This is a genomic window from Lactobacillus sp. ESL0701 (assembly GCF_029433445.1).
Classification (GTDB): Bacteria; Bacillota; Bacilli; order Lactobacillales; family Lactobacillaceae; genus Lactobacillus.
In genome coordinates this window covers 1-18,936 of record NZ_JAQTIC010000003.1, presented here as the reverse complement: position 1 = coordinate 18,936, position 18,936 = coordinate 1, and the positions used below count along the sequence as shown (strand labels likewise).

The following is an 18,936-nucleotide window of genomic DNA, read 5'->3' as shown; positions in this document are numbered from 1 at the left end:
GGCCGAGGTAATTATCCTCGACCTTTTTGTTTACTCAAAATTATTCCACTTTCGGCTTTAATGCGCGATCAAACAGGTTAGTAATTAACTTAACCAGAACACCATCAAATAAAACTGACGAAAGGATGCTGACAAAGAACATCACAATTTGCACCTTAATCGCAAATTTATACCAGCCATACATCAGATAACACGGAATAAAAAAGCCAAAACTAGCAAAAAATGAACCTGTTAAAACACTTCGCCATGAAAATTTCTGGTAACGGGACTTTTTCGGGAAAAAGCCAATTTCATTGGTCAATCCTTGCATTAGTCCCGAGACTACAGTGGTAATGCCCCATTGACCGCCGCAAGCCATCTCCACGATTGAAGCAAGCAGCTCTCCTACTAATCCTGAACCTTTTGTTGGGACAAAATACATTGCAAGAGGTGCTGCCATTAACCACAAACCGGCAAAAAAGGCGTCAGTTGCTGGGGCATATCCCGTCGGCAGCAATAACATTTTGACTAAGTTATACAGGTCATTAGTGCCATAGGTATAAAAAATACCCATGAGAATACCAATTAAAGCAACCAAAATTACCGACTTAACATTCCATTTTGATGATCTTGTAAACATGATTTACCTCAATCTATGCCACTTTCGGCTTTAGCGTGCGATCAAACAGGTTAGCGATTAATTTAACCAGTACACCGTCGAAGACAAGTGCCGAAATCATGTTGGTAATGAACATTACAATCTGAACCGTCATGTTAAATTTGCCCCAACCGTAAAGAATATATGATGGAATAAAAATCCCTAGTCCTGCAAAGAAGGCACCAATCATAACACTCTTCCAAGAAAATGCTTGATAGCGTGACTTCTTTGGGAAAAAGCCAATTTCGTTGGTTGCACCTTGAATAAGTCCTGAAATAACAGTAATCGGACCCCATTGACCGCCAATTGCCATTTCTACGATCGAAGCTAGCACTTCGCCAATTGTCCCAGAACCAGCCGTTGGTACAAAATACATTGCTAACGGTGCTGCCATTAGCCATAAACCCGAAAAGACCGTATCGGTTACTGGGGCAAAGCCTGTAGGAACCAGTGCCATTTTAATAATGTTGTAAGCCCAATTAAAGCCGTAGGTATAAATTACCCCCATAATAATTCCAATCAACGCGACCAAAATTACCGACTTAACATTCCATTTTGATGATCTTGTGAACATAAAAATACTCCTAACTAACTATTAAGTCAGAAGGAGTACAGTTAAATGCTTATTCAAACACTTCCCTAACGCAGGCATTGTCCTGTTCAGGTTCCAAGGGTAATTCTCAGCTAAGCGCACCCCTAGTGACTAAAATCTATTTATAGGTAGTATACCACAATGATAATTATTATAAAACCATTCTTTTACTTCACTAATTATTTGCCAGCTTTTTCAATCCAGGCAGGCTAATCATAATTATCAAGCTGATAATGTATAAACTTGATAAGAAACCCATAACAACCGTTAAGTTGTAGTGATCCATCAAGATACCAATCACAACTGATGAAAACCCGCCAATCGCACGACCAATATTAACAATAATATTATTCGCACTCGAGCGAATCTCCGTTGGGTACAGCCGGCTAATTACCGCACCATAACCACCGAACATCCCATTAGAGAAGAAGCCGACAATTGCCCCAATGATAAGCAAGGTTATCATGTTAGTAGCCAAGCTTAAAGTATAAACCATAATTGCCGAGCCAATTAAGAAGATACCAAAGGCCCGCCGTGGACCAAAATGATCGAAAATTGTGCCGAAGGTCATCATTCCAATGCTCATTCCCATAATCGTTGCAATCATCCATAAACTTGAATTGGCAACATTCAAATTTAATTGTTTCTGTACAATTGTTGGCAGCCAGTTCATTAAACCAAAGTAACCCGCAATTTGCACCGTCATCATAATCATCAAGCCGATACTCTGCCAAGCAAGCCGCGGTGTCGCGAACATCTTGCCGGCAACATTGGTTAATAGTGAACCTTTTTCTTCGGCCTTAGCCGTTAAAAATTGCTTACTTTCATGCAGGTGTTTTCTAATAAAAACTGTTAAGACTACCGGCACAATACCAACTAAAAATAACATATGCCAGCCAGCAGTTGGAATAATCCACGCCGCGATTAGCGCCGCGAAGATTGCTCCCACCTGACCGCCAACTGCCGCAATTGAGGTCATTTTACCAATTTCTTTTTTCGGAAAAGCTTCGGCAATTAATGCAATCCCAACACCATATTCACCGCCGGCACCAATTCCGGCCAAGAAACGGAGTGCATAAATCAAATAAATGTTATTGGCAAAGGCCATACAGGCTGTCGCCACCGCAAAAATAATCACGGTATGGCTGAAAGTTTTGACGCGGCCGATCTTATCGCCCAACATGCCAAACGCAATTCCGCCAAATAACATTCCCAAATTAGTAATCGATGAAATTAGCCCTGCCGCACCACCAGACAGGTGCAGGTCAGCAATCATCGAACTCATCGCAAACGATAGAAAAAGCACATCCATGTTCTCTAACATAAATCCCGATGAAGTCGACGCGATGGTCCACTTCTGATCTGTAGTTAGTGCATGACTGTGCTCATTAGTTGTATCCATATTTAATTCCTCCGAAACAAGCGCTCTCTGTCGCCTAATTATTTCTTTGGAACATTATTTTACTCGTTTAATAATTTTTTGCAACCAAAATATTAAATTTACTTAAAATTGGCTGAAACTAGCTAATTTTTCAGTAGTTAAATCACGAATAATTGCCACTGTCATTTCAACGGCTGCCTTAAAATCTTGGTAAGCACTAAAGCAATATGGTGAGTGCTCGTAACGAACTGGAATACCAATTACAATTGTTGGTGCCCCATTTTCATAATAAATTGCGGCACCATCTTGGCCGCCGCCAGTTCTAACCGAACGTGTATAAGGAATATGATTCTTATCAGCAACATCACAAGCGTATTGCTGGAACTTAGGATTAGGCAAGAATGACGTATCCATGTCACGCATCATTGGTCCGTGCTTTAAGGCAGTTTGCGAAAGCCAATCAGGAGTGAAGGTATCATCAGCTGGACAAGATTCCAGCACAATACCTAGGTCTGGCTTAACAGTGCGAGCTGTAACATAAGCTCCGCGCAAGCCTACTTCTTCTTGGCTTGACAGTGCAGCAACAACGTTAAATGGCGTTTCTTCACCGTCTAATGTTTCCAAAACATCAGCCATGGCTGCGGCACCAAAGCGGTCATCAAAGTCCTTGCCAAAGAACAAGCCCGACTTTTCGTTATATTCACACTTAACGTCAACAAAGATTGGACAACCAGTATCAATCTTATAATCGTTCAATGTTTCTTCACGCGAACTTGAACCAACATCAATTGACATATCAGCAACATCAGGCACATTATTGCGTTCAGCTTCCGTCATAAAGTGCGGTGGCTTAGTAGCTACAACACCGGGGATATATTCACCATCACGATTTTTAATTCGAACTCGCAATGCTGGAATATTGTACTTAACCCAGCCGCCTAATGGGACAAACTTAATCATGCCGTTAGGTCTAACTGCCTGGGTGATAAATCCGACTGAGTCTGAGTGGGCGTCAAGCTGAATAACGGGGCGACCTGCCTTATTTTCCTTCTTAGAAGCATAAGCATTTAACATGCCGTCAACCTTAATATTGGCAAAATCCTTAACTGTTTCGGTAAACAATTTGACAAACTCGCCTTCAAATCCTGAAGTTGAATTTGCATCCGAAAAAGCTTTTAACATTTTTATTTCTTGTTCTTTTTCCATTTTGCTTAACCTTTCATACAAAAAATATTTACTTATATTGTAGCAAAAATAGTCACGTAAAATTAAAATATTTAAGTTATTTTTCAGATAAAAAAGCGATTTTTTAATTTAAGTAAAATATTAGCAATTAAATCCGCGCAAACCCCCGTAAAAAGTGTAAATCTAGCTACTTTTTATGCAAAAGAATGATATAATCGAGTCTATTAGGAATCTTGAATTAGTTGAAGTGAAGGGTAGATAAATGCCAAAAAACGACAATATTAATAGAATTATTGACCATAAATTATTTACTGAAGACGATATTCACCAAATGTGTGTCCGCCTAGGCAAACAATTGACTGAAGATTATGCCGGCAAGAAGCCACTGATTGTTGGGGCACTCAAAGGTGCGATTTTCTTTTTAACTGATTTGGTCCGTGAAATGAACGTTGAAGAAGAAATCGACTTTATGGACGTTTCCAGTTATGGCGATGGTTTTGTTTCTTCAGGCAAGGTTGATTTGATTACTGACCTAACTACTGATGTTAAGGATCGCGATGTCTTAATCGTTGAAGATATTGTTGACACTGGTCTTACCTTAAAATACATGAAAGACATGCTTAAGGAACGCGGTGCTAGGAGTGTTAAGTGCTGCGTGCTTCTTAACAAGGAAGCTAACCGTGCTGCTGATGTCGAAATTGAATATTACGGCTCCAAGGTTGGCAATGAATTTGTCGTTGGTTATGGTCTGGACTTCATGAATGCTTTTCGTAATATCAAATATATTGGCGTTTTAAAGCCTGAAGTAATCAAGCTAGTCGATAACAAATAACTTTATAAAAAAGCGTTACTTAATCAAAGTAACGCTTTTTTATTGGTTTAACTTTATTCTTCTTTATGCACAGCAGGCTTTTTAGCCAAGCGTTTAACGATAAACCAACGCATAAAGCCTTGCTCAATATTATCCAGCGTGAACGAAAATCCTTCAAACTCAACTGATTCATCCTTTTTTAAGTCTGGATAATGTTCCATCATATAACCACCAATGGTGATAATATCACTATTTTGAAAACTCTTTAAATCCGTTCTGAAATAACGCTCAAAATCATACAAGGTAGTTTTTCCGGAAACATGAATATTGCCTTCCGCATCCTTAATGATGTAATCATCGGAAACGTCATCAATCTCATCCTTAACTGTACCGAATAATTCTTCATAAATGTCTTTATCGGTTACAATACCGCTGGTACCACCATATTCATCAACAACCAAGACAATCGGCGTATGCTTCTTAATCATTAAATGCAAAACATCCTGAATTGGCATTGATTCTGGCACTGTAATCATGGTGCGAATAATCCGTGTTACTGGCACATGAGCATCAATACGGCTTTGCTGCACCACATCAAAGGCATAAATATAACCAACAATGTCGTCTTTATTATTGTCACGCACTACTGGCAACCTGCTTGCACCTTCTTCAAGATACATTTCTAACGCCTGAGCAATAGTATCAGTTGAATCAATCACAATTAACCGTGTCCGGTCAGTCATAATATCCTTAGCAACCTTATCGTTTAGTTCAAAGGCACGTTTCATGTATGTTAAATCGTTTTTATCAAGAGAGCCGCCATGCACTGCTTTACGCGATAATTTGATAATTTCTGATTGTGAATAAACCTGATTCTCTTCATCGGCGGGTTTAAAACCTAAAACCTTTAATAAGCCATTGGAACTAGTATTAAGCAGCCATACAAACGGATAAACCAAGGTGTGAAAAGCCTGCAGCGGTGTCGCTAATTTCAGCAGCATTTTAACCGGCATATCAATCGCGATATTTTTAGGGACGATTTCCGTAATGACGACCTCTAAATATGTTAGTAAGATAACACCCAAAAGAGCACTTATTGACCGGACAAGTGAAGGATTTAGATGCGCTAAATTTAACAAGTCTGCAAACAAAGTTGCGAATGTATCAGCAGAAAACCAACCTAAGACAACCCCCACAAGCGTTGTCCCCACCTGCGTGGTTGATAAATATTCATTTAAGTTGTGAACCATGTGCAACGCACGCTTTACTTTGCGACGGTTGCCGGTATTATTTGTCAGCATATCTTCCAGCTGACTTGATCGAGTTTGGACTAATGCAAACTCTGCAGCGACAAAAAACGCCGCAAAGACAAAAATTACCAACGTCGCTATTAAGTAAGTAATTATTTGGGCTATACTCAAAATTTGTCACCTTTTTGTCAAAAAATTCTATCCTTTATTTTAGCATCAATAGCGCACTTTTAATCATCAAAAGTAATCTTACTTGACCAATTTATAAATCTTTTCAAATGGCAGCCTTGCCGGATAATATTTAGGATCATTAACTTCAGCTGCATTATCTTTGTAGCCTAAACCAATGGCCATGCCTACAAGCTCATTTGCCGGAATCTCTGCATACTTACGTACCAATTCTGGATAAGCAACCATTGAGTGCGCTGGCATCACCGCCACTCCTTCATTAAGTGCCAATAACATGATACTTTGAGCAAAAACACCCAAATCAAACACTGACCATGCAGGCGAAGTCCGCGGAATTGTCATGAATGCCACATCCTGCGCGTTAAACATTGTATTATTAGAGTGTGTAAACAATTCTATCTTATTATTGTAAAAATACGGCTGCGATGCCCCCACGGTTGCCAAACTTTGACTTGGGTAAGCATCCCAGTTAAGCGATAAAATCGTGGCAAAATCTTCATGCGGGTCAACGCCTTCCTTGATCTTTTGCATGACTTCCTTTTTCAAATTACTCAGTGCGTCACCGGTTACCATATATATCCGCCAAGGTTGTGAATTAAGTAATGACGGTGATAGTTGAGCTTTTTTAATGATTTTTGCAAGCAGCTTCTCGTTAACCTTTCGGTTAGAAAACTTACGCGTTACACGTTCATGATTATATACGTCCTTAAATTCCATTTAAAATTCAAATCCTAACATTTTAGTTTATTAAATATTATTTTCTCTAGCCAAACAGCTTAACTCTATTATACCACCGCTAGAACATTGCTTAATCCAATATCCAACTAAAACAATTTAACAATCTTATTGTCTAACTTATGAGCAATATATACAATGACAATATTAATAAATGATACATGATTATGCCAAAAAATAACAGTCACAAAATAAAATTTTTGGTAATTGAATAATTATCGGACTTGCTCAAAATCTGATTAATGTCTTCAAACTGCCTATTAATATAACTTTGTTATATACAAAAAGCAGTTTGATTAGTAATAACCAATCAAACTGCTTTTTAAGCTTTATACTGACGGCGAAGCTCGCGTTCTTGATCGCGTTTTTTAATAGTTTCGCGCTTATCATACTGCTTTTTACCCTGACCAACACCAATTAAAATCTTGGCAAAGCCGTGTTTCAAATATACTTTAAGCGGAACAATTGTCACGCCGCGCTCAGCCTGCTCTTTAGCTAATCGTGTCAGTTCCTTTTTATGCAAGAGTAACCGGCGACTACGCAAGGGCTCATGATTATAACGATTACCCTGCTTATACTCGCTAATATGCACATTTTCTAAAAAAGCAGAACCATTAATTACCTGCACGTAGCCGTCACGCAAACTAATCCGCCGCGCGCGCACGGACTTAATTTCTGTTCCCGTCAGTGCAATTCCAGCTTCGTATGTTTCCTTGATGAAATAATCATGATGCGCTTTTTTATTCTGCGCGATTAAATTTTCATTCTTTTCTTTCATCGGCTTTTGGTCCTAATGCTTGTACTTACTAAAATGCGGATGGTTGCCGTTCTTACGGAAACCATTGCGACTGCTGCCGTTATGACCGCCGCGATGGCCGTGATCGTTATGGAATCCGCGACTGCCATGACGCCGATTGTTATTGCCGCGATTATGATGTGGGTGCTTTGGCGCATTTGGATCATAAACTTCAAAGTCTAACTGGTGCTGCTCAATATTAGCATTAATTAACGTGACCTTGATTGGCATGCCGACACGGTATTGCTTATGCGTGCCGCGACCCGTCAAGGTTAAACTCTTCTCATTAAAGCTATAAAAATCATCATTCAAATTCGAAATGTGAATCAAGCCTTCAACCGTATTTGGTAATTGGATAAACATTCCAAAACTTGTTACCGAAGAAACCACCGCATCAAAATGCTGACCAACTTGATCGGCCATAAATTCGGTCATCTTCAAGTCATTAACTTCTCGCTCGGTGTCAATTGAAACTCGCTCTTGAGTTGAAGTTTGCTCAGCAACATCAGGCAAGTAACTAGCAAAATGCTGCTGGACTTCCTTACCCGTCCCTTGATCACTGTAAGCATGAATCATGCGGTGCACCATCAAGTCAGAATACCGTCTGATTGGCGAAGTAAAGTGGGTATAGAACTTGGCAGCTAAACCAAAGTGACCTAATGCTTCTTCTGAATAATGTGCTTGCTTTAAACTGCGCAGCATCATCATTTGAACAACGGCTTCCTCAGGTGTTCCCATTGTCTTAGCAACTACCTTTTGCAAGTCAATTGGCTTGATGTGATTTGGGTCAGCCTTAATATCTAACCCAAAGGCACTACAAAATTCAAAGAAGTTCTTAATCCGTTCACCATCAGGAGTTTCATGAACCCGGTACAAAAATGGCACATGCTTTTTGAAGAAGTCTTCAGCTACTGTTTCGTTAGCCACCAGCATGAATGATTCAATCATCTTTTCAGCAGTGCCCCGATTGTGCAAAACAATATCAGTTGGCTTGCCTTGCTCATCAACAATAATTTTAGCTTCTGGTTCTTCAAAGTCAATCGCACCGCGTTGGTGACGCTTCTGATATAAAGCGTTATGTAATTCCGCCATGTCTTGCAGCATTGGCCGCAATTTAACATACTTTTCTTCTAATTCATCAGAATTATCAGGATCAAGTGCCTGATTAACCTTGTTATAAGTTAAACGTCCATGTGATCGCATCACTGACGAATGAATTCGATAATTTACCCGCTCACCTTCTGGGGTAAATTCCATTTCACAAGATAAAACCAGCCGGTCTTGCCCCTCATTAAGTGAACAAATCCCATTTGACAACCGGAATGGCAGCATTGGAATTACGCGGTCAACCAAGTAAGTACTATTGCCACGCGCAAAAGCTTCCTCATCTAACGGTGTTTTTTCTTTAATGTAATGAGATACATCGGCAATATGAACACCCAAATGATAATTGCCATTAGGTAATTTCCATAAAACTACCGCATCATCGAAGTCCTTGGAATCATCACCATCAATCGTGACAGCTGGCTGATCGGTAATATCCTCGCGGTTATTCCATTCCTCTGGCTCAATATGATCAGGAATGGCATTAGCCTGGTCCATTGCATCTTGAGGCCACTCTGTGCGAACATCGTGCGCAGAAACAATTGACATAATGTCAACGCCAGGATCGTTCTTGTTACCAATAATCTCAATTACGACACCAGCCATTGAGTCTGGATTGTCTTCACTTGGATAATTGGCAATTGATACCTTAACCATATCGCCCATTTGCGGGTGCAAGCCATCTTCACCAACATAAACGCGATACTTATGTAGCTTCTTATTGGTACTCAAAACATACCCTAAAAAGTGGCTAGCCTTAACTTGTGCGTCAGTTATTGGGTGAAATTCACCAACTAACGTGTCAAGGCTGCGTTCAATAATTTCCTGAACTTGACCTTCTGGACCCTTGCCATTCCAAGGATTACCACCAGCAGTAATCTTAACGCGCACCTTGTCGCCGTCAACAGCATACGCGGTATAATCACTAGCAATAAAAATATCATCTGCTTCTTCATCTTCAAGCTTGACAAAGCCAAAGCCCTTGTCATTAGCCCGAAATGACCCTTCAACAATGGTATTTTCTTCGGCTAACTGGTAATGACCATTACCATCAGTAATAATTTTCTTTTCTTGTTCCAAAAAGGAGAGTGCCTTGACAATATCAGAAAAACTGCCGAGGCGGTCCCGCCGCAGCATCCTGTCAATTTGCTCTACTTGGTATTGTTTTTTGGGATTATGGCGAAAGATTTCTAAAACATTAGCTAAAATTTTTTCGTTTTGTGCCATGCACTAATCTCCGTTCCTTATTAAAAAATATAAAAAAAGTCCTCCCCAACATTTGATCGGGAGGAACTAAAACTTACTTTGAAGACAAATAAGCTAACACAATAGCAAAAGCGAAAAAGAGAACCAACAAAACTGCTGTAACTTTTTCCATAAATGCTTCAAAACCACGTTTCTTCGTTTGGCCACTAAAAACTGCGCCGCCTGATAGGGCATTCAATGCATCCTGTTGCTTTTGCGGCTGCATCATTGTTGCAATAACAATTAAAATTGAAACAATAATTAGTAGCGTCATAAATAAATTGTACAATGCGCTGCCTCCAATATACAGATCGATTACTTACAAAGTTTATCATAAAAGACGGCTTTTTTCGAGTATTTATTTTTCAAGTTCCGGCGCATCCGTCTTAAATTGTTTCTGCGTCGTCTTCTTATGATTTTGGTACCACAAAGAAGTTTTGTTAGGACTAAACAGCTTCTTCAGTGCCTTGTCCTTATTATAGTCATAATCATTTGCTTTGACCTTTTTAAACCACTTAGGCTTGTAAAAGCGCAGCAAATTACCATCAATTACCCGATCGGACAAGGATAACTGTGTGGTTACCCGGTTTGAAATTGCCATCAAATGTAACTTCAATTTTTTATCAGGATCCACAATTTTCATGCCCGTCTTAGTATCATAATAAGTCCCGCCAACTTTAGCATATTGCGGCGTGATGAAGTCGCCGTTACGCTGCGCCACAATCTGCGGTGCCTGTGAACTAAGCAAGTCATGACCAAACTGAATCGTGCCTCTGTCATTAATCCCCAATAAGTTAAGCAAGGTTGGCAAAACATCAATCTCGCCGCCATAAGTCTTGTCAATACCGCCCTTGAGTCCCTTCATATGGAACATCAACGGCACCCGCTGAAACTTCAAATTGTCAAAGTCAGTGAACTCATCCTGCTTTAATAATTGAGCACTAGCCTTATGGTGGTTCCCAGAAATACCGTAGTGGTCACCGTACATTACAATCAACGTCTTTTTATCAAGCCCGGTTTTCTTCAGCCAATGCATCAATTCCCCGATTGCCTGATCCAAATAATGCGCGGTCTGCACATAACCATCAACAGTTTCATCCCCCGTATCCGTTTTATCAATCGACTGGTTCTTCTTGTCAATCTCATAAGGATAGTGGTTAGTCACCGTAATCATCTTTAAATAAAACGGCTGCGGCAGACGCTCAATGTACTTAATCGACTGGTTAAAGAAGATCTTATCCTTTAACCCGTAACCGATATAATACTTCGGTTTATTCTGATAATACGACAGCGGCATAAAATACTGGTAGCCAAACTGCTTGTAGGCATTATTCCGATTCCAAAACGAACCCGCGCCGCCATGCATTACAGCTGTCGTATAACCACCTCGTTGGTTTAAAATTGCCGGCGCGCTTTCAAAGGTGTTCGACGTGCCGTAACTCGACATTGCCGACCCTGACTGCAAACCATAGAGTGAATTTTCCAACATCATTTCCGCGTCTGATGTCTTTCCCTGACCAACTTGGTTATAAAAGTTCGCAAAACTCAATGTATCTTTAGCATGATACAGCTTGTTCAGGTTGGGCGTAACTGCCTTGCCCTTCCACTTATAACCAATTAAAAATTGTTGGAAGCTCTCAAGATGGATTACCAGAACATTTTTGCCCTTAGCTACACCAGTATATTGCGGATTAGGCTTCACATAGTTAGCCTTCAGATATTTTTGAACAGAGCCAAGATCGGAAACATTGGCCTTAGCCATCTGCGCGCTTGTTTGGGCAGTTTTAAAGCCGTCATAAACAGCATACTCGTTCATTCCCAGATACTTAACAATGTAGTTATTGTCAAACGTCCTTGTTAATAGTCCCGACCGATCCTTTTGCGCCATTTTCAGATTTAGACCAATCATCATGACAGCCAAAACCTCAACTAACACGTTGAACTTGAGTTTAAGCGGTCGCAAATCATACTTAATGACTTTACCGCACAATAGCCCAATAATGACTGCAACATCAAGTAAGGCTAAAAAGTCGGTTGCATGGGTTATCCCCACGATACTTTTACCTAAATTATCCGCGGTTGAACCTGAAGTCTTAATAATTGATAAGGACAAAAAGTTAGAAAACTCACGATAGTACAAGATGTTGGCAAACAGCCACAGACTTAATACAAGATCAATCGCAATAATAATCCAATACGATTTGCGTCCCTTAAAAAAGAGCCCGATTCCTAATAATAATAATCCCGCTGGCAGCGGATTAAGCAGGAGCAAAAAGTTCTGCATTGCGCCAGCTGCACCCAAGTTAAATTTCGTTAAGTAAATTGCGTATGTTTTCAGCCAAAAGGCAACTAAAACAGTAATGAAAAAGCCTAGCTTGGTTTCTGTCAGCCATTGCAAAAAAGACTTGATCCGTGTCATTCTATTCTCCTCTCACCATGCTAATATACTACGCTAAAGCCTGATTAAACAAAGTGATTTTAGCAAAAATTAATTATTTGGGAGAACTCGGTATCTTCCGCGGTTTAAAAATCCAGCCAAAGATACCCAGTATCATTCCAAAGAAGTACGTCACAAAGCGCCATAGGAACATCCCTAAAATCAGAGTGCCATTTGACGAGATAAAAGTTGAAAACAGCGTTTGAAAACTGTATTCAGCCCCACCAGACGCACCAGGAATCGGAATAATTGCCATAAACATGATAATCATGATATTCATTTGTGTCACGCTAACCCAATCAGCTGGGACATTGAGTGTCACCAGCACCATGTAAGGAATTGAGTAAAAGCATATTAACTGCAAAACAGTGAATAGCGCGCTTAACAGTAGCTTCTTTTTTTCTTTTTTTAATTCCTGGCTTTCACGATAAAAGGTATCAATCTTCGCCATCGTATTTTGGCGCCAAATAGCCACTCTTTTGGGATTAATCACTTTGGCAAGCAAATTCAAGATCCAATTAGCCGTCTTTTTGGTCCACTGATAAGCAAATAAAACCCCTAGCAGCAACACAATAGAACTGACATGAATTAAAAAGCCAATGGCAATAAAAAATGCTAATCCGCCAAATTTAGTTGCTACCATGTGAAAGCCACTAATAATCGTGACAACATAGGCAATAAAAACCACGATTTGGTAAATGATAAACTTCATCAATAATAATGAGGTCGCCCGACCGCCTTCGATTCCCATCTGCACCATTGCCGCTAATTGTGATGGCTGACCGCCAGTAGACATCGGGGTAATTGCATTAAACAAGGCTTGAATTATCGGTATCCGTAAAAATGACCAGCTCGAGCGTTTCGGCTCGTTTTTGCGTTTTGCCAAAACTGCCAAAATACTGGCTTCAAAAACGTATGACAGAAGCATTAAGCCAAATACTGCAACTAGCCCCAAAAGGTTAATATTCTGGGCGGCTGCCCAAAGCTGAGCAACGGGTGTCTCCTTTAAATCGACAAATAAAACACCGCCGCTGATAAGTAAAACAATTAGGATCCCCCATAAGTGTTTTTTATTCATTAGCGAATCTGTCCCAACTTTTTACCCAAGTCGTATTGTTCATGATAAAATTCATTCCAAATTTGAGCTAAATGATCTTCAGAATACTTTTGGCTAGCTAAATTTGATAACTTACTATACTTATTAAGCACAGACTGATCGCTAGCCGCACGCTGCAATTGAGCATTCATCTCGGCAAAATCATGACCACTCATGTAATAGCCATCAATAATTGCCTGATAGAGGTCCAAATCACGCAATAGCACCGGTGTACCACAGCTAAAGGCTTCTAGTACCGACATGGGGAATAACTCATCATAGGACGGTAAAACAAACAAGTCAGCGATATTCAGATAGTCGACCAATTTTGCCCGGTCAATAATTCCGGTAAACTTAAGGTTTTGTGGTGGATCGTCAACTAGCTCCTTAAAATGCTCGTAACCATCAGTAATTTTACCGAAAGAAAAGCCACCAGCCCAAATAAACTGAATATCAGGATTCGCCAGTGCCATTTTGGCAAAATCATCGACGCCTTTACGTTCCTGAACTTGTCCATCACCAAAAACCACAAACTTATCTCGGGGAATACCTAATTCATGGCGAAAGGCGTCCTCCTGTTCTTGAGTTTCAGGATAAAATTCAGTCTTAGAAACAAAATTAGGAATGTACTTAACTCGCTCACGTTTAATGCCATACTTAACCAATTTATCAATAAAAATCGGATTAACAACAACAATCTGATCCATGCGTTTGTAAAAGTCGATGACGTAGCGATAAAAGACGTTTTTAGCGACCCCCGGCAGTTTGATTGAACCTTCGAGCGTTTCCGGCAAAAAATGGACATAACCAATTTTACGACCACGGCTAGGTGAAAAACTGTTAGCGAAATAAGTCGGATTAATCGTATGGTAATGCGTTAAGTCACTTGCACCATATTTATTATTTGTCACATAAAATTCGTCAACTAAATGAGTTCTTAATAAGCTCATTAACTCATTATAGGCGGAGCCAACACCCTGTCCCTCAACTGATGCAGCTTGTGAGAACATATTTATTCTAATCATTTTAATCCTCTTTGCGCTTTTCTTGATAATTAGCAATTACATCTTGGTAAAACTGACAAACACAATTACCAAAATGTTCTGCCGAAATCTGCTTAAGTTTATCGGTCAATTTAGCCTGTGGAATTTGAAAATTGCCCTTTTGTAAATAAGACAAAATTTCCTTTAGCATTTCACTTTGGCTTGTAAAAACCTGCCCTAGATCAGGATCATCAAAGACATGTTCCGTATAATCCGTGTCATAGACAACAGACTTCGTACCAGCCGCTAAAGCTTCAATATATGTCAGACCCTGAGTTTCCGTATCACTGGCTGAAACAAACAGGTTCGCCATTTGGTAATATGAACCAACATCCTCATGCGGCACATTTCCCGCGAAAATCACGTAATCTTCAAGTGTCAGCCGCTCAACTTGCTGCTTCAAAACAGAAACATCGGGACCATCACCAGCAATTACCAGCCGAAGCTTAGGGAATTCATCAATGATTTCTGGCATAACATTTAAAATACGGTCAATTTTTTTCTCACCAGCAATCCGACTTAATGTTAATAATACCGGACTATCAGTAGCGATGCCTAATTCCTGACGAATATCACGAGTCGGCTTCTGATTCATCTCATTAACGGCTACGCCGGTCGGAATGACTCTCATCGGTATAGTTACACCATAGCGATGCAATAACGCTTCTACGCGCTCGCTAGGAGCAATCACACCATCCATATTTTTGAGAAAGACATTGGTAAATTGCTTAACGTGATATGGTCTAAGCAAATGACCGTTTAAAACGTAATGTAAATAGTCCTCATACATTGTATGGTAAGTGTGAATTGCCGGTATTTTAAGCTGATGTGCAACATATTTACCGATCATTCCCAACGCAAATTCTGTTTGCGTGTGAACAACATCCAGTTTAACTTCACGAGCCACCTTAGTAGCTTCAAAAAAGCCACGAAAAGCAATCCGCCGATCAGTAAATGAAATAAAAGGAATACTACTAAACCGAAAAACGTTAGCTTCAACTGTCCCCTTTTTAACATGCGGATCAGTTGTCGTAAAAATAAATACATTGTGTCCCTGAGCCTCAAGAGCATCCTTGAGTGTTTTGATTGATGTTGCAACACCACTAATCTGTGGGAAATATGTATCGGTAAAAATACCAATATTCATCTGACTACCTCCATCTACTGGTATTATAAAGATTCCGCATTACTTGTGCAATTTTTATAAGCAAAATTATTAATTGTAAAATAAAAGCAGCTCCTAGATAGGAGCTGCTTTAAATTATAGCGGTGATCGGGGTCGAACCGATACGTCCGAAAAGGACACCAGATTTTGAGTCTGACGCGTCTGCCAATTCCGCCACACCGCCATGATATTTAATTATTAACCAATAGTTCTAGCAATGAACCATAAGGCGGGGATCGGATTTGAACCGACGATTAAGGTTTTGCAGACCTCTGCCTTACCACTTGGCTACACCGCCATCAGCTATTTTAATAATAGATTGGGATAGCTGGATTCGAACCAGCGCATAATAGAGTCAAAGTCTAGTGCCTTACCGCTTGGCTATATCCCAATACTAGGGCGGAATATGGGATTCGAACCCATGTATGCCGGATCCACAAACCGGTGTGTTAACCCCTTCACCAATTCCGCCATGAAGGTAAACAGGGATAGTAGGAATTGAACCCACACTAGCGGTTTTGGAGACCGATGTACTACCTTTATACGATATCCCTATTATGGAGGAAGGTGGATTCGAACCGCCGAACTCAGAGAGAGCGGTTTTACAGACCGCCGCGTTTAGCCACTTCGCTATTCCTCCAGGCTGATGGCGCGGGACGGAATCGAACCGCCGACACAAGGAGCTTCAATCCTTTGCTCTACCAACTGAGCTACCGAGCCATCTTACGGTCCATATCAGATTTGAACTGATGATCTTCTCCGTGACAGGGAGACGAGATAAACCACTGCTCCAATGGACCAATTGCGGGAGATGGATTTGAACCACCGACCTTCGGGTTATGAGCCCGACGAGCTACCTAACTGCTCCATCCCGCGATGTTTTAAAAGGAGGATGTGGGATTTGAACCCACGCACGAGAAACCCGTCTAACGGTTTTCAAAACCGTCCCCTTAAGCCACTTGGGTAATCCTCCATAATGTAAAAATAATATATATACCAATATTGTTGGTAATGACCCGTACGGGATTTGAACCCATGTTACCGCCGTGAAAGGGCGATGTCTTAACCACTTGACCAACGGGTCATATTCGTTTTCTTCTTAATACATAAGACGCTTAATTATAATACCTAATATTAATTAAAAAGTCAACTATTTTATTTTTGTAATTCAGAGCTATCAGGCGATACCTCAATCACAACGTTATTAATAATACAGGATTAGACGTCATCTTGCAAGACTTTTATTCAAAAATATTTCGTTTTTTATTTAGAAAGCGCATTAAGCCTAATTTATCAATGCTTTTTTGTGTCACTTTTTAGCCAATTTCCTAGTATTAATAGCTAATTTGCTGTTAATTTTCTTGCTTATTAGCATCAATGAAATTGTCTCATCCATAACTTTAACTTCTATTGATGATTAATTTTAGTAATAAGTCATCTCCTGTCGCCGAGTTAAACAGAAAGTTATTAATTATTATCTATAATTCATACTTAAAAGTTTTGCTTTACCTGCTACTTGTTCCAAATTATTTTATTTTTAGTAGGCACATTGCTACTACTAATCCCATTGTTACCCTTTTAAGCCAAGTACGCCCCCTATTCTTCTCTTATAGATATTAGTTTCTTAACTACTAGCAAGTATCGCTTTATTGCTAATTTGACAAAGCAATTTATAAGTTATCAGCTAATTACTCATTAAAGCTAACAAAAAATATGAGATTTTAAAATTTGAAGACAAAAAAAGGAACCTTGAACTAACAAGATTCCTTTATACTACGGAGACTGAGGGATTCGAACTCTCGCACCGGAATAACCCGATCTACACCCTTAGCAGGGGCGCCTCTTCAGCCACTTGAGTAAGTCTCCAATGGGCCTAAATGGACTTGAACCATCGACCTCACGCTTATCAGGCGTGCGCTCTAACCAGCTGAGCTATAGGCCCATTAAAGCGGGTAACGAGAATCGGACTCGCGACTAAAGCTTGGAAGGCTTTCGTTTTACCACTAAACCATACCCGCAACAAATTAATATAACAATAATGGCGCGGGACGGAATCGAACCGCCGACACAAGGAGCTTCAATCCTTTGCTCTACCAACTGAGCTACCGAGCCATCTTACGGTCCATATCAGATTTGAACTGATGATCTTCTCCGTGACAGGGAGACGAGATAAACCACTGCTCCAATGGACCAATTGCGGGAGATGGATTTGAACCACCGACCTTCGGGTTATGAGCCCGACGAGCTACCTAACTGCTCCATCCCGCGATGTTTTAAAAATAAAAGTACAAAATCCAGTTTATGGACCTTGTAGGACTCGAACCTACGACAGGACGGTTATGAGCCGTCTGCTCTAACCAACTGAGCTAAAGGTCCAAGCTCTAGTATAGCGGCGGGGGGGATCGAACCCTCGACCTCCCGGGTATGAACCGGACGCTCTAGCCAGCTGAGCTACACCGCCAAAAAATTAATAAAAGTAACCAATAAAATATAAGATTACAATCGGGAAGACAGGATTCGAACCTGCGACCCCCTGGTCCCAAACCAGGTGCTCTACCAAACTGAGCCACTTCCCGAGATAATGCGCCCTGAAGGATTTGAACCTTCAACCTTCTGATTCGTAGTCAGACACTCTATCCAGTTGCGCTAAGGGCGCGTCATTATATGCCGAGGACCGGAGTCGAACCGGTACGGTTGAAACCAACCGCGGGATTTTAAGTCCCGTGCGTCTGCCAATTCCGCCACCCCGGCAAGTAATGAAGCGGAAGACGGGATTCGAACCCGCGACCCCCACCATGGCAAGGTGATGTTCTACCACTGAACTACTTCCGCGTAATATATAAATGCCGATTATACGATTTGAACGTACGACCCCCTGTTTACAAGACAGATGCTCTACCAACTGAGCTAAATCGGCAAAATGTAAATATGGTACATAATATTGGCAAATACGGGTGGTGGGACTTGAACCCACACGTCCTGAAACACTAGAACCTAAATCTAGCGCGTCTGCCAATTCCGCCACACCCGCAAAATGGGGCCATGAGTCGTGACGGGCTTGAACCGTCGACCCTCTGATTAAAAGTCAGATGCTCTACCGACTGAGCTAACGACTCGGTATGGAGGATACAGGGCTCGAACCTGTGACCTCCTGCTTGTAAGGCAGATGCTCTCCCAGCTGAGCTAATCCTCCAAAGCACGGCAGCGTCCTACCCTCGCAGGCAGTCTCCCACCAACTACTCTCGGCGTGAAGAAGCTTAACTACTGTGT

14 protein-coding genes, 27 tRNA genes and 1 riboswitch are annotated in these 18,936 nt (G+C 40.8%); of the genes, 1 reads left to right on the top strand and 40 read right to left on the bottom strand.

Annotation, left to right across the window (positions count from 1 at the left end; all coding sequences use genetic code 11):
- Window positions 1–40: 40 nt before the first annotated feature.
- From PT281_RS03075 to PT281_RS03060, 4 genes are all read right to left on the bottom strand, one after another.
- Window positions 41–619 (bottom strand): ECF transporter S component, encoded by a 579-nt coding sequence (locus PT281_RS03075; RefSeq protein ID WP_277151918.1) that lies wholly within the window; start codon window positions 617–619, stop codon window positions 41–43.
- A 13-nt stretch (window positions 620–632) separates the two neighbouring features.
- Window positions 633–1,211, bottom strand: coding sequence for an ECF transporter S component (locus PT281_RS03070; RefSeq protein WP_277151916.1), 579 nt, complete (start codon window positions 1,209–1,211; stop codon window positions 633–635).
- Window positions 1,212–1,256: 45 nt separating this feature from the next.
- A riboswitch (TPP riboswitch) is annotated at window positions 1,257–1,345 on the bottom strand.
- A gap of 59 nt (window positions 1,346–1,404) precedes the next feature.
- Window positions 1,405–2,631, bottom strand: coding sequence for an MFS transporter (locus PT281_RS03065; protein WP_277151915.1), 1,227 nt, complete (start codon window positions 2,629–2,631; stop codon window positions 1,405–1,407).
- A gap of 102 nt (window positions 2,632–2,733) precedes the next feature.
- Complete coding sequence (locus tag PT281_RS03060) at window positions 2,734–3,816, bottom strand: M42 family peptidase (RefSeq protein WP_277151913.1); 1,083 nt, start codon at window positions 3,814–3,816, stop codon at window positions 2,734–2,736.
- Window positions 3,817–4,057: 241 nt separating this feature from the next.
- Here PT281_RS03060 and hpt point away from each other — a divergent pair, with 241 nt between their 5' ends.
- A complete protein-coding gene (gene hpt, locus PT281_RS03055) occupies window positions 4,058–4,627 on the top strand; it encodes a hypoxanthine phosphoribosyltransferase (protein ID WP_277151911.1) in 570 nt (189 codons plus the stop codon).
- 53 nt (window positions 4,628–4,680) lie between these two features.
- Here hpt and PT281_RS03050 read toward each other — a convergent pair whose 3' ends face one another.
- From PT281_RS03050 to PT281_RS02875, 36 genes are all read right to left on the bottom strand, one after another.
- Complete coding sequence (locus PT281_RS03050; protein WP_277151909.1) at window positions 4,681–6,027, bottom strand: hemolysin family protein; 1,347 nt, start codon at window positions 6,025–6,027, stop codon at window positions 4,681–4,683.
- 78 nt (window positions 6,028–6,105) lie between these two features.
- Entirely contained in the window at window positions 6,106–6,762 is a 657-nt protein-coding gene (locus PT281_RS03045) for a nitroreductase (RefSeq protein ID WP_277151907.1), read from the bottom strand.
- Between the two features lie 340 nt (window positions 6,763–7,102).
- The gene (smpB, locus tag PT281_RS03040; RefSeq protein ID WP_277151905.1) at window positions 7,103–7,558 is read right to left on the bottom strand and encodes an SsrA-binding protein SmpB; all 456 of its coding nucleotides are present in this window, start codon (window positions 7,556–7,558) and stop codon (window positions 7,103–7,105) included.
- 12 nt (window positions 7,559–7,570) lie between these two features.
- Entirely contained in the window at window positions 7,571–9,907 is a 2,337-nt protein-coding gene (gene rnr / locus PT281_RS03035) for a ribonuclease R (protein WP_277151903.1), read from the bottom strand.
- Window positions 9,908–9,980: 73 nt separating this feature from the next.
- Window positions 9,981–10,214 carry a preprotein translocase subunit SecG gene (secG, locus tag PT281_RS03030; protein WP_038521563.1) on the bottom strand — a complete coding sequence of 78 codons (234 nt, stop codon included), beginning with the start codon at window positions 10,212–10,214 and terminating at the stop codon, window positions 9,981–9,983.
- A gap of 69 nt (window positions 10,215–10,283) precedes the next feature.
- Window positions 10,284–12,344 (bottom strand): LTA synthase family protein, encoded by a 2,061-nt coding sequence (locus PT281_RS03025; protein ID WP_277151901.1) that lies wholly within the window; start codon window positions 12,342–12,344, stop codon window positions 10,284–10,286.
- 73 nt (window positions 12,345–12,417) lie between these two features.
- Window positions 12,418–13,440 (bottom strand): lysylphosphatidylglycerol synthase transmembrane domain-containing protein, encoded by a 1,023-nt coding sequence (locus PT281_RS03020; RefSeq protein WP_277151899.1) that lies wholly within the window; start codon window positions 13,438–13,440, stop codon window positions 12,418–12,420.
- Window positions 13,440–14,483: a glycosyltransferase family 4 protein gene (locus tag PT281_RS03015; protein ID WP_277151897.1), complete on the bottom strand. Its 1,044-nt coding sequence runs from the start codon at window positions 14,481–14,483 to the stop codon at window positions 13,440–13,442. Before PT281_RS03015 ends, PT281_RS03020 begins: the two co-directional genes overlap by 1 nt.
- Window position 14,484: 1 nt before the next feature.
- The gene (locus PT281_RS03010; protein WP_277151895.1) at window positions 14,485–15,648 is read right to left on the bottom strand and encodes a glycosyltransferase family 4 protein; all 1,164 of its coding nucleotides are present in this window, start codon (window positions 15,646–15,648) and stop codon (window positions 14,485–14,487) included.
- 117 nt (window positions 15,649–15,765) lie between these two features.
- Window positions 15,766–15,850: transfer RNA gene (locus tag PT281_RS03005), tRNA-Leu, on the bottom strand.
- 43 nt (window positions 15,851–15,893) lie between these two features.
- A tRNA-Cys gene (locus PT281_RS03000) sits at window positions 15,894–15,964 on the bottom strand.
- 21 nt (window positions 15,965–15,985) lie between these two features.
- Window positions 15,986–16,057: transfer RNA gene (locus tag PT281_RS02995), tRNA-Gln, on the bottom strand.
- 7 nt (window positions 16,058–16,064) lie between these two features.
- A tRNA-His gene (locus tag PT281_RS02990) sits at window positions 16,065–16,137 on the bottom strand.
- 12 nt (window positions 16,138–16,149) lie between these two features.
- Window positions 16,150–16,220, bottom strand: a tRNA-Trp gene (locus PT281_RS02985).
- A gap of 4 nt (window positions 16,221–16,224) precedes the next feature.
- Window positions 16,225–16,306: transfer RNA gene (locus PT281_RS02980), tRNA-Tyr, on the bottom strand.
- Between the two features lie 7 nt (window positions 16,307–16,313).
- Window positions 16,314–16,386: transfer RNA gene (locus tag PT281_RS02975), tRNA-Phe, on the bottom strand.
- A 6-nt stretch (window positions 16,387–16,392) separates the two neighbouring features.
- Window positions 16,393–16,466: transfer RNA gene (locus tag PT281_RS02970), tRNA-Asp, on the bottom strand.
- 2 nt (window positions 16,467–16,468) lie between these two features.
- Window positions 16,469–16,542: transfer RNA gene (locus PT281_RS02965), tRNA-Met, on the bottom strand.
- A gap of 10 nt (window positions 16,543–16,552) precedes the next feature.
- Window positions 16,553–16,639: transfer RNA gene (locus PT281_RS02960), tRNA-Ser, on the bottom strand.
- 39 nt (window positions 16,640–16,678) lie between these two features.
- Window positions 16,679–16,750, bottom strand: a tRNA-Glu gene (locus PT281_RS02955).
- 692 nt (window positions 16,751–17,442) lie between these two features.
- Window positions 17,443–17,532, bottom strand: a tRNA-Ser gene (locus PT281_RS02950).
- Window positions 17,533–17,534: 2 nt separating this feature from the next.
- Window positions 17,535–17,608: transfer RNA gene (locus tag PT281_RS02945), tRNA-Ile, on the bottom strand.
- Window positions 17,609–17,613: 5 nt separating this feature from the next.
- Window positions 17,614–17,684 (bottom strand) — tRNA-Gly (locus PT281_RS02940).
- Window positions 17,685–17,705: 21 nt separating this feature from the next.
- Window positions 17,706–17,778: transfer RNA gene (locus PT281_RS02935), tRNA-Phe, on the bottom strand.
- 6 nt (window positions 17,779–17,784) lie between these two features.
- Window positions 17,785–17,858 (bottom strand) — tRNA-Asp (locus PT281_RS02930).
- 2 nt (window positions 17,859–17,860) lie between these two features.
- Window positions 17,861–17,934, bottom strand: a tRNA-Met gene (locus PT281_RS02925).
- A gap of 34 nt (window positions 17,935–17,968) precedes the next feature.
- A tRNA-Ile gene (locus PT281_RS02920) sits at window positions 17,969–18,042 on the bottom strand.
- A gap of 11 nt (window positions 18,043–18,053) precedes the next feature.
- A tRNA-Met gene (locus PT281_RS02915) sits at window positions 18,054–18,127 on the bottom strand.
- Window positions 18,128–18,168: 41 nt separating this feature from the next.
- Window positions 18,169–18,242 (bottom strand) — tRNA-Pro (locus PT281_RS02910).
- Window positions 18,243–18,248: 6 nt separating this feature from the next.
- A tRNA-Arg gene (locus PT281_RS02905) sits at window positions 18,249–18,322 on the bottom strand.
- A gap of 9 nt (window positions 18,323–18,331) precedes the next feature.
- Window positions 18,332–18,417: transfer RNA gene (locus tag PT281_RS02900), tRNA-Leu, on the bottom strand.
- Window positions 18,418–18,426: 9 nt separating this feature from the next.
- A tRNA-Gly gene (locus tag PT281_RS02895) sits at window positions 18,427–18,498 on the bottom strand.
- A gap of 12 nt (window positions 18,499–18,510) precedes the next feature.
- Window positions 18,511–18,583, bottom strand: a tRNA-Thr gene (locus PT281_RS02890).
- Window positions 18,584–18,615: 32 nt separating this feature from the next.
- Window positions 18,616–18,697 (bottom strand) — tRNA-Leu (locus tag PT281_RS02885).
- 12 nt (window positions 18,698–18,709) lie between these two features.
- Window positions 18,710–18,782, bottom strand: a tRNA-Lys gene (locus PT281_RS02880).
- 4 nt (window positions 18,783–18,786) lie between these two features.
- Window positions 18,787–18,859 (bottom strand) — tRNA-Val (locus tag PT281_RS02875).
- Window positions 18,860–18,936: the final 77 nt, after the last annotated feature.